Source organism: Rhodopirellula maiorica SM1 (assembly GCF_000346295.1).
GTDB classification, from domain to species: domain Bacteria; phylum Planctomycetota; class Planctomycetia; order Pirellulales; family Pirellulaceae; genus Novipirellula; species Novipirellula maiorica.
On sequence record NZ_ANOG01000933.1, the window covers coordinates 1 to 10,889 of the forward strand.

Genomic DNA, 10,889 nt, shown 5'->3' on the forward strand with positions numbered 1-10,889 from the left:
CACCACGACAATCCATCGACCGAAAAATGGTAGTGGCAGCGAGGGTGTGGAGGCCGACCGCCTGCTCGATTGGCCAACCGCGCGAGACATCCCGTGGGGCATCTTGATTCTGTTCGGCGGCGGATTGGCGATTGCCAAGGCGGCCGAAGAGACGGGGTTATCCGTTATCATCGGCAGCCAATTCTCGCACCTCTCGGGACTCCATCCGCTGTTGCTAATGGCCGTGATCTGTTTGACCGTGACCTTTTTGACCGAGGTTACGTCCAACACCGCAACGACGACGCTATTGATGCCGATCTTGGGCGCGGCGGCAGAGGGTGCAGGCTACGACGCCGCGTTTTTAATGGTCCCGGCGGCGTTGTCCGCAAGTTGTGCATTCATGTTGCCAGTGGCAACGCCGCCCAACGCGATTGTGTTTGGATCCGAACAACTGACAGTCCGTGAAATGGCCAAAGCCGGATTTGCACTCAACTTGATCGGCGTCGGCGTGATTTCGCTGGTGTGCTATTTTGTAGTCGATTTCCAGCAAGGGATCGGGCAGCCGGTGACGACGACGGCCATCCAAAGTGAACCGACGCCGTCCCAAAATTCTGAGGCGGACATCGATCCCAATGCAATGCATCCTTAGCTGGCCGGATGGACATAGGGGGATCGATAGGGACGGCGGAGTAGCTTCGTCGCTTCCGGATCTCCTACCACCGTACTGGTCTGCGGATCAAATTCCAAGGTGCGGCCCAGCGTCAGTGCATTGTTGGCCAAGATGCACGAAGCGCTACTGATATGCCCTTGTTCGATATCCGCGACCGGTTTCGAGCGATCATCGATCGCGTTAAGAAAGTCACGCATGTGCCCCCGAATCGCCGAGGCGACATGCAATTCCAATTTCCATTCTTTGGCATCCGCTTGATCGCTGGGATATTTATCGAGTTCGATGACGGCATTGCCTGTTAGCTTCTGGCCGCCTGAACGCGGGATGAATTCATACTTTTGCACACTTAATTTCAGCGTTCCTTTGGATCCATAAATGATTCCCGCCCAAGGGAACTCAGGATCGGGAGCCGATCCCCAACTGCGGTGTGTCCAAACCACATCCAGATCATCGAAATCAAACGTTGCGGTCTGTGTATCGGTGATATTGGCGATGGATTCGGTATCGACCAAGATTCCGCCCGCACTGCTGATACGGCGTGGCCAGCCAAGACCAAGTTGCCAGCGAACCATGTCCAACATGTGCACGCACATATCGCCGACGATGCCGTTTCCATATTCCATAAACGCTCGCCACGAGCGTGGATGAATCAATTCGTTGTACGGACGCAGCGGCGCCGGGCCGGTCCAACGATCGAAGTCCAATGATGGTGGTGGAGCAGTGGCGGGCGGATTTTTGCTGGCACGCATGTGGTAATAACAACACACTTCGACGAACGCGACATCGCCCAGCAATCCCGCATCGACGACTTTTTGCTTGGCTTCGATCAAGTGGGCGTGCTGCGCCGCTGGGTTCCAACCTGCACGACTCGCCCCGTACGCCGAGCTGCATCCAGCATCGCTCGACTTTCAAGCACATCGACCCCCGTGGGCTTTTGCACATAAACATCGGCGCCGGCTTCGACCGCCGCGATCATCGCCAGCGCGTGCCAATGATCGGGCGTGGCGATCAAAACGATGTCAAGATCCTTCTCGGCGAGCATCTCTTTGTAATCGACATACGTGCGTGGTCGTCTCTTGGAAACTTGCCGCGATTCGATCAGCCCCGCCGCTTCCTCGAGCATGGCGGAATCCACATCACACAGTGACACCACCTCGACCGGTTCGATGTTGATCAGTTGCAGCAAATCGCATTTGCCGTACCACCCGCAGCCAATGAGCCCCACCCGGCGAGGCGACGCAGCGGGGGCGACAGCGTGAGCGGATTGGGCGGCCGTCGCAATCGAGGCCAAGGCGGCAGTACGAGTGAGAAAGTTTCGGCGATCCATGGTGCTTTGTTTCCAAACGAGAAGGTGCGTTACAGAGAGTAAAAAAGCGGGACGATCGAACACTTCGTCGCAGCGATCATCTTATCACACTCGATCACGACGTTGCCCTTCGGTCCCACCTATCGATCCCCCCGGACTCGCGTCTGCGGCTCAAACCTACTACGGCTTCGCGATTTAGGAAGTAAACCTGAATCATCCGAATGTACCGACGAGAATGTACCGACAAGCCCAAAGTTTTAGCGGCCAGTGCTTTTCTTTTCGGGCCACAGGGCAAGAATATTGGCGAGCAAGACGAGCGATCCGCCAATCAGCAGAGGCATGCTGAATTCTTCGTTGGCATAGTGGACCGCACACCATACGCTGAGCATCGCGGGGGTGAACATGGCCCACGTCGATGCGAACAAAGGCTCGCAGGTGTAGATCACTGCGGCTTGTCCGGCGGTCAAGCGTGGTTGGTACTTGTTCATCCAAACGAATGCCACCAGCGATGGAAAGAAACACAGCACAGCTAGTAGCAGATAAAACCGCGGCTGCAGCGCCAGCGAGGTCCAACCGCCGATTGCTGTTTCCGGCACCGGCAGACTTAGCCCCATGAACACCAGCATCGCCAAAATGGCGGTGGTGCCAAACATACTTGGCGTGAACAACACCGACTCGTAGCGTTTTCCAAACACGTCGACCAGCAAAATTTGACCGCTAAAGAACAGCGTGCCCAACGTGGTCAGCGAATCGCCCAGGGTCCACTGCGTCAGCGCATCGCTGGCGAGCAAAATCTGACTGTTATCCATCACAATCAATCCCGTCAACGTCGCTACGCCCGCCACCGCCAACAACGCACCAAGCATGACACAGCGGCGAGGCAATTGTTTTCTCAGCAACGTGTTGATCATTGGCGTGATGATCACCACCAAGCTGGTCAAAAAACCACTTCGCGATGCCGGGATCGTGGCCAAGCCGATGACTTGCAGCAGCAGCCCCAAATAAAACATCACGCCAATCGCCGCGCCGGCCCAAACATGGGGCATCCGAACACGACGCAGCGTGCCACGCAGCAAGATCGCAAACAAGCCAAACGCAATGGCGAACCTCAATCCGATCAACCACGACGCCGAACTGGTCCGCAGCCAACCCGACGCAGTCGATTCGGTGACGCCGAAATGATCATCGACTTGAAGGTTCAAACACTTCATGATCGGAAAGGATGCCCCCCACATCGCATTGACCAACACCAACGCAATGATCGCTTGACGCCGTTCGTTTGGGGTGCTGCCTTGGTTCGTCATGGATCAAAATTGCCGGTGAGATTAACCAAGGTTTGCAGAGCGGAAGGCGGGAATGGATTTCGGAGAACGCGTGCGATCGATCGCGAAAATCCGTGTAAAACAAGCTCGAACGGCCTTCAAAACGGGCCAATGCTTCACGTGACGCAGTCCAAAGCGTATATTCCGGCACTTCGTTTGTGAATGAGCTTTCCCCCCTTCTCTGTCAGGAGTCCCGTCGTGTCGACCGATCTACCCAATATTCTTGCATCGCGTTATGCGAGTGAAGCGATGGTGAAAATCTGGTCGCCCGCAAACAAGGTGGTTCTTGAACGTGAATTGTGGATTGCCGTACTGGAGGCTCAAAAGGACCTTGGGGTTCACGTCCCCGACGGGGTGATCCAGGCATACCGCTCGGTGATCGACAATGTCGACTTGTTTGCCATCGACGCTCGCGAGCGGGTCACCAAACACGATGTAAAAGCTCGCATCGAAGAGTTCAATGAATTAGCGGGGCACGAGCACATTCACAAAGGAATGACGTCCCGCGATTTGACCGAAAACGTCGAGCAACTGCAAATTCGTTCCGCACTGAATTTGGTTCGTGACCGCATTGTTACGGCACTGTCGTTGGTGGCCGAACGAGCGGCCGAGTATAGCGAGTTAGCCATTGCCGGCCGCAGCCACAATGTTCCTGCACAAGTCACGACGGTCGGAAAACGGTTCGCCAATATCGCCGAAGAGTTGTTGGTCGCATACGAACGAATTGACAATTTGCTGGTCCGTTATCCGTTGCGAGGCATCAAAGGCCCCGTCGGCACTCAGCAAGACATGCTCGATTTGTTCCAGGGCGACGCTGGCAAGCTGGATCAATTGGACAACCGAATCGCGAACGCTCTTGGATTTGAATCGTGTTTCGATTCGGTCGGCCAAGTGTATCCACGATCGCTGGACTTTGACGTCATCTCGGCGCTAACCCAGCTTTCGTCGGCCCCCGCCAACTTTGCTCGCACGCTGCGATTGATGGCCGGAGCGGAATTGGCAACCGAAGGATTCAAACCGGGTCAAGTCGGTTCGTCGGCTATGCCTCATAAGATGAATGCACGATCGGCCGAACGGATCGATGGATTTAATGTGATCCTGCGTGGCTATTTGACGATGGTCGGTGGATTGCTGGGCGATCAGTGGAACGAAGGCGACGTCAGCTGCAGTGTGGTCCGCCGGGTGGCGATTCCCGACGCGTTCTTGGCGATCGACGGACAACTCGAAACGTTCCTCACCGTGCTGGTCGATTACGGGGCGTACCCCGCGGTTATCGATCGCGAACTGCGTCGTTACCTGCCATTCCTGGCAACGACGAAGATCCTTGTTGCTGCGGTCAAATCCGGCGTGGGACGCGAAACGGCACACGAAGCGATCAAGGAACATGCCGTTGCCGCGGCGCTGGCGATGCGAGAAAGCGGCCGCGATGACAACGATTTGATCGAGCGATTGGCAGGTGATGATCGCATCCCGATGGACGCCCAAGCACTGAATGCTGCGATCGGCGATCCAAAGCAATTTATCGGCAACGCATCGTCTCAGGTGCAAAGCGTGATCTCGCGAATCGAAGCGATCACCAGCAAAAACCCAGAAGCGTCAAGCTACCGCCCTGGCTCGATTCTGTAGGCTCGCCCAAAAGTCGCCCCGCTGTCGCCGACATCTGAATACTTCGCCGCCGGATGTCTCCGACATCCGTGTGAGAGGGCGGGCCGACGTCGGAGACGTCAGCTTTTGTACTGTGACGGGGAACAGTTCATCAATCGGCGAAAGCTGCGACTGAAATGAGCGTGGTCGTAGAATCCGCAAGCGTGAGCGACCTCGGATACAGTTTGCTCGGTTTCTCGTAGCAACTTCGCGGCGTGCTCGATCCGCACACGAACTAAATATTGCCTCGGCGAAGCGCCAAAGGCATGGCGGAATCGACGCTCGAAATGGCTGACCGAGAGCCCCGCCATATCAGCGAGTTGTTGGGTGGAAAGATTGTCGGCGAAATGAGCGTGCAGATGCGCAATCACGTTGGCAAAGGCGTCGACCGTTCCAGATGGCGTTTGGATACGTTCGATTTGGCGTGAAAAACCCGCCACCCCAATCACGCGTCCACGCCGATCTCGTAGCGGAACCTTGCTGGTCATCACCAAACGGGGCGATCCTGCATCTTCGGGAGCACTCTCCACCCGGTTGACGATCGCTTCACCCGATTCCATCACAGCGACATCGTCGGCATGGTACTCGTCGGCACGCGACTTGGGAAAGAAATCGTGATCCGTTTTCCCAATCGCCTCCGCTTCGGAAACCACCCCGCAATACTCACATCCGCGGCGATTGAGCGCTATAAATCGACCTTGACGGTCTTTCACGAAAAACGACAGCCCAGGCAAGTGATCAAACAGTGCAAAGGCCTGATCGCTGGGACCGAGTTGAGCAAAAAAATCTTCCCGCAGCCTGGTATTTTCCATGACTTAATTTTACACAAGATTGAGTCCTGCGTGCAAGACAACGGGGGATTGGGGTGCGAGAATGGGTTAGCGTGAACAAGCCCGGCGACCACAGCGCGGCACGGCAAACGCAAAATTTGGCTTGAATTCATCCTCAGTCCCATCTGGATTTCCCCACTCTGATGCTACGCACCTCATTCTTGATGCTGCTGACCAGTTTGTCGGTGGTCATGTATGCCAGCGGCTCGTCGGCCAAAGAGCTCGATTTCAATCGCGACATTCGTCCCATCCTGTCGGACAAGTGCTATTTCTGTCACGGTCCCGACGCGAACACTCAGGAAGCTGGTTTGCGGTTGGATTCTCGCGAGGGAGCCGTCGACGTGATCGAATCCGGCGACCTCGTCGATCGAATCACCAGCGACGATCCCAACATGTTGATGCCGCCGCCGGGATCCAAGATTGAGCTGACCGAACAAGAAAAGCAAACGATTCAAACTTGGGTCGAGCAAGGCGCCACGTACGAAGGTCACTGGGCATTTCAGCTGCTGCCGGATTCGGTAGTCGTTCCTGAGGTGGCCGACCCAAATTGGTGCCGACAAACTTTGGACCGGTTTGTCTTGGCTCGATTGGACAGCGAGAATTTAACGCCCAGCCCCGAAGCGCCACCGCTGCGTTGGTTGCGACGCGTTTCTTTGGATTTGACCGGGCTGCCACCGACTGCCAAGCAGATCGCTGACTTTGAGGCGGCCTTGGCAACATCGGGCGAGCAAGCGTACGAAGACACCAGCGAATCGCTAATGAATTCACCGGCATTTGGCGAGCACATGGCGGTCGCTTGGCTTGATGCCGCGCGGTATGCCGATTCCTACGGTTATCAATCGGACAAATTGAATACGCAGTGGCCGTTTCGTGATTGGGTTGTCGAGGCATTCAACGAGAATCTTCCTTACGATCAATTTCTCACTTGGCAGATTGCTGGCGACCTGCTTGATACTCCAACGCGTTCGCAGCGAGTTGCCACCGCGTTCAATCGCATCCACCGGCTGAACAACGAGGGCGGTGCGGTATTCGAAGAATGGCGACTCGAAAACGTTGCCGATCGTGTTCATACCTTCGGCACTGCGGTGTTGGGGTTGACGCTGGAATGTTGTCGATGCCACGACCACAAGTACGACCCCATTCCGATGCGGGACTACTATTCGATGTCGGCATTCTTCAATTCGATTGATGAAAGTGGTGTGTATGACCGCACCGAAAAAGTCCCGTGCCCTTCGCTGCTGCTGCCCACCGAGGAACAACAGCTGGCACTCGAATCCGCCAAACACAACGTGACGATGGTCGAGCAGGCGTATCAGCGTTCACTCGCAGAGGCACGTAAACGATGGGAATCATGGACGCCTGAGTCTAGCGAGCGATTCGAAATCCCTGATCTTCGGCTTGCCCTTTCCTTTGATCGCAACTTTGACAACTCGCTCAAATCTATCTATCACCCGTCCGAGTTGGACCGAGCCTGGACCACGATGCCGGAATTGGTCGACGTCAACGACACGTCGGTTGCTCGCTTAGAACCGCACTTGGCTGCAGATACCCAGGACGCCAAAACGCCGCCGCCACGACGGGCATTAAAACTCGACGGCGAACGTGGCGTGACGACACATGGGATCACTCCGTTTGATCGTTGGTTGCCAATGTCGGTTGTCGTGACCTTGCGAGAGACAAAGCGAAGTCCTCTGCGTAGCCTGATCGCGCATCACACACGTGGCACCGATTGTGGCTACAACGGCTGGGATTTGACGATTGAAAACGGTCATCTCGAATCGAGGATGGCTCGCGTATGGCCGGGCAATGCGATCAGCGTCCGCACGGTCGATCCAATCCCGATGGACGTGTGGCATCAAATCACGGCAACGTACGACGGATCCTCAACCGCGGCGGGATTGAAGTTGTACCTGAACGGTCAACCTCTACCGACCACGACCGTGCGTGATCGCTTAAAGAAAAGCTGCAACGTCCATGTTGACCACGGCGGCGAATTTGTCGTCGGCCAGCGATTCCGTGCACGTGGCTTCGACGGCGGTTTGATCGATGACGTTCGCATCTACGACCGCGCGTTGACGGAAACGGAACTGCACATTCTGGCTGGCCAAAACGTCGAACCCCATCGCGACAAACCAAGCTTCGAGTACTACGCCTCGGCGATTGACGAAACGACACGTGCGGCGATGCAATCTTTGACCGAAGCTCGCCACGCGTTTGTGATGGCCGAAGAGGCCATGAATGAAATTCCCATCATGGAAGAAACCGACGAACCGCGACCGGCGTATGTGCTTGCCCGTGGCGAGTATGACGCGCCCAAAACCGACGAAACACGAGTCAGCCGAGCAACGCTTTCAGGTCTGCCACTCGCATTTCCCGAAAACGCACCTCAAAACCGATTGGGGTTGGCCCAATGGGTGATCGATCCCAAACATCCGCTCACGGCGCGGGTGGCGGTCAATCGATTGTGGGGCAATTTTTTCACTGCCCCGCTGGTGCGAACCCCAGAAAACTTTGGTTCGCAGGGCGAGTTGCCGACGCATCCCGAACTGCTCGATTGGCTCGCGCGCGATTTCATCCATCACGGATGGGATGTCAAACGATTGTGCAAAAACATTGTGCTCTCGGCTACTTATCGCCAGGATTCAACTGGCACGCCGGCGCAGATCGAAACGGATCCGACGAACCAATTCCTAGCCCGCGGACCGGCCCATCGTTTGGCGGCCGAACAGATTCGCGACCTGGCGTTAACCGCTTCGGGACTATTGAATGACACTCTTGGCGGCCCGCCGGTTTCCCCGTACCAACCCGGCGAAGACCTTTGGAAAGAATCCAATGGGATGTCGCCACCGTACCAACAATCCGTTGGCAAGGCACTGTATCGACGATCGCTGTATTCGGTTTGGAAACGAACGGCGCCGCTGCCGAACATGATGGCGTTTGATTCGACCACTCGCGAAGTGTGTACGGTCAAACGTTCTCGCACCAACACGCCGCTGCAAGCCTTGGTCCTATTGAACGACATCCAGTTCATTGAAACATCGCGAGTGCTGGCTCAGCAGCTACTCGAGAACCACAGCGACGCACCGCTGGACGCAGCGTTCTTAAAATTGGCCGGACGTCAACCGGATGAATTAGAGCGAGCGACATTGCAGCAGCTGTTCACTGACGAACAAGCCTACTACACCGAGAATCCCGCAGCGGCAAACGAACTGTTATCCGTTGGCGAAGCCAAGCTGCCAAACGACTCCGACACCATCCAACTCGCCGCGTTGACCAACGTTTGTCAAGCGATTTTAAACCTCGATGCCACCATCTGGAAACGATAAAGCCATGTCACTGGATCCCTTTGCCGTGAATCGGCGTCATTTTTTCAAGAACAGTTGCACTGGCGTCGGGGTTGCGGCGCTAGCGAGTTTGTTTGGCGGCGAGAGTCCCGCGACCGCCGCGTCGCATCGCGGTGTAACCGGTACCCACTTTGCGCCCAAAGCGAAACGGATCATCTATCTGTTTCAATCAGGCGGACCGGCGCAGCAGGATTTGTTCGATTACAAACCGCTGCTCAACGAGATGAATGGCCAGGAATTGCCGAGCGAAGTTCGCGGCCAACAGCGGTTAACGGGTATGTCCGTCAATCAGTCGTCGCTGCCGATAGCCGGCTCCCAATTCAAATTTGCTCAGCACGGCGACAGTGGTGCATGGCTGAGCGAATTGCTGCCTTATCACCGCGATATTGTCGATGACGTCTGCTTTATCAAATCGATGCATACCGAAGCGATCAATCACGATCCGGCGATCACGATGTTTCAAACCGGTTCGCAAATCGCTGGCCGTCCGTCGCTCGGGTCTTGGTTATCGTACGGATTAGGCAGCGAGAATGAAGACCTGCCGGCATTTATTGTGTTGGTTTCGGCCAATCAAGGCGGCCAACCACTGTACGCGCGTCTGTGGGGAAACGGTTTCCTGGATTCCAAATACCAAGGCGTTCAGTTTCGCAGTGGCAACGATCCCGTGCTGTACTTGTCGAATCCCTCCGGCATTCCCTCGTCTCGCCGCCGAGCCCAATTGGATGCAATCAAAACGTTGAATCAGCACCAATTTGAGAAGGAATTGGATCCTGAAATCGAATCGCGAATCGCGCAGTATGAAATGGCGTATCGGATGCAAACCAGCGTCCCAGACGCGGCCGATTTTTCGGACGAGCCTGAATCGACGTTTGAACTTTATGGCGACGACGCCAAGCAACCGGGCACGTTTGCCGCCAACTGCTTGTTGGCAAGACGGTTGGCCGAGCGGGATGTGCGATTCATTCAGTTGTATCACCAAGGTTGGGACCAACACTCGAATCTGCCGAGACAAATCAAAGGACAGGCTCAGGAAACCGATCAAGCTTCTGCGGCCTTGGTGAAGGACCTAAAACGGCTCGGACTGCTCGACGACACGCTGGTGATATGGGGAGGCGAGTTTGGACGCACCTCGTACACCCAAGGCGTTTTGACAAATGACAACTATGGTCGCGACCATCACCCCCGCTGCTTTACCACCTGGATGGCCGGCGGCGGCATCAAACCCGGAATGACTTATGGGGCAACCGACGAATTCGGCTACAACGTCACCGAAAACGGTGTTCACGTGCACGATTTCAACGCCACGATCTTGCATCTGATGGGAATCGACCACGAACGGTTGACTTACAAGTACCAAGGGCGACGTTTCCGATTGACTGACGTGCACGGTCATGTACTTGATGACATCATTGCTTGACCGGCGGTTCAGGAAGATCACCGATCGCGTACAACAGATCAATATTGGTCCACGCCGCACCGACATGACGGAACATATTGATCAATTGGGCACGGTGATGAGTGCCGTGCAAGGCGAGATGCGGGATCGATTCTCCGACACGAAACCGCGTGTGCGGTCCGCCGGCAGCAATCTCAACAATCCGCTCCACTTCGTTGCCATCGACCGTGGCGATGAACGCGTTTCGCTGTGCCATGACGTCCGGCCATGTTTCGCTTAGCTCCGCAACGCTTGTGCTTTCCGGAGTTCGGGGAAACGGCAGTGGGCCTTCGGTCCAATTCGTGATCCACCATGCCTCGGCATCAAACAGGTGCAAAAGAGTCTTGCGAATCGAACCT

Annotated in this window: 9 protein-coding genes; 4 read left to right on the forward strand and 5 right to left on the reverse strand. The window is 55.8% G+C overall.

Going from position 1 to position 10,889, the window contains the following annotated elements; genetic code table 11:
* Positions 1-628: SLC13 family permease (locus RMSM_RS29730; protein ID WP_173405159.1), on the forward strand; the 628-nt coding region annotated here is incomplete at its 5' end.
* Here RMSM_RS29730 and RMSM_RS43095 read toward each other — a convergent pair.
* From RMSM_RS43095 to RMSM_RS29740, 3 genes are all read right to left on the reverse strand, one after another.
* Positions 625-1,479, reverse strand: coding sequence for a Gfo/Idh/MocA family protein (locus tag RMSM_RS43095; RefSeq protein ID WP_008706173.1), 855 nt, complete (start codon positions 1,477-1,479; stop codon positions 625-627). The two genes, RMSM_RS29730 and RMSM_RS43095, sit on opposite strands and share 4 nt — an antisense overlap.
* Positions 1,476-1,976, reverse strand: coding sequence for a Gfo/Idh/MocA family protein (locus RMSM_RS43100; protein WP_008706175.1), 501 nt, complete (start codon positions 1,974-1,976; stop codon positions 1,476-1,478). Before RMSM_RS43100 ends, RMSM_RS43095 begins: the two co-directional genes overlap by 4 nt.
* Positions 1,977-2,212: 236 nt before the next feature.
* Positions 2,213-3,259 carry a DMT family transporter gene (locus RMSM_RS29740; protein ID WP_008706176.1) on the reverse strand — a complete coding sequence of 349 codons (1,047 nt, stop codon included), beginning with the start codon at positions 3,257-3,259 and terminating at the stop codon, positions 2,213-2,215.
* Between the two features lie 216 nt (positions 3,260-3,475).
* On the opposite strand from RMSM_RS29740, the gene purB reads away from it, so the two are divergent.
* Positions 3,476-4,903 carry an adenylosuccinate lyase gene (purB, locus tag RMSM_RS29745; protein WP_008706179.1) on the forward strand — a complete coding sequence of 476 codons (1,428 nt, stop codon included), beginning with the start codon at positions 3,476-3,478 and terminating at the stop codon, positions 4,901-4,903.
* Positions 4,904-5,001: 98 nt separating this feature from the next.
* On the opposite strand, the gene RMSM_RS29750 is transcribed toward purB, so the two are convergent.
* Positions 5,002-5,733, reverse strand: a complete 732-nt coding sequence (locus RMSM_RS29750) for an AraC family transcriptional regulator (RefSeq protein WP_008706181.1) — start codon at positions 5,731-5,733, stop codon at positions 5,002-5,004.
* Between the two features lie 161 nt (positions 5,734-5,894).
* On the opposite strand from RMSM_RS29750, the gene RMSM_RS29755 reads away from it, so the two are divergent.
* Positions 5,895-9,077 (forward strand): DUF1553 domain-containing protein, encoded by a 3,183-nt coding sequence (locus tag RMSM_RS29755; protein ID WP_144058060.1) that lies wholly within the window; start codon positions 5,895-5,897, stop codon positions 9,075-9,077.
* 4 nt (positions 9,078-9,081) lie between these two features.
* Positions 9,082-10,512, forward strand: a complete 1,431-nt coding sequence (locus tag RMSM_RS29760; protein ID WP_008706185.1) for a DUF1501 domain-containing protein — start codon at positions 9,082-9,084, stop codon at positions 10,510-10,512.
* On the opposite strand, the gene RMSM_RS29765 is transcribed toward RMSM_RS29760, so the two are convergent.
* Positions 10,502-10,889: DinB family protein (locus RMSM_RS29765; RefSeq protein ID WP_040770172.1), on the reverse strand; the 388-nt coding region annotated here is incomplete at its 5' end. The two genes, RMSM_RS29760 and RMSM_RS29765, sit on opposite strands and share 11 nt — an antisense overlap.

Excerpts from the sequence above, each read along its gene's own strand:
- RMSM_RS43100 (WP_008706175.1), bottom strand. The coding sequence starts at position 1,976 with ATGGATCGCCGAAACTTTCTCACTCGTACTGCCGCCTTGGCCTCGATT.
- RMSM_RS29740 (WP_008706176.1), bottom strand. The coding sequence starts at position 3,259 with ATGACGAACCAAGGCAGCACCCCAAACGAACGGCGTCAAGCGATCATT.
- RMSM_RS29750 (WP_008706181.1), bottom strand. The coding sequence starts at position 5,733 with ATGGAAAATACCAGGCTGCGGGAAGATTTTTTTGCTCAACTCGGTCCC.
- RMSM_RS29755 (WP_144058060.1), top strand. The coding sequence starts at position 5,895 with ATGCTACGCACCTCATTCTTGATGCTGCTGACCAGTTTGTCGGTGGTC.
- RMSM_RS29760 (WP_008706185.1), top strand. The coding sequence starts at position 9,082 with ATGTCACTGGATCCCTTTGCCGTGAATCGGCGTCATTTTTTCAAGAAC.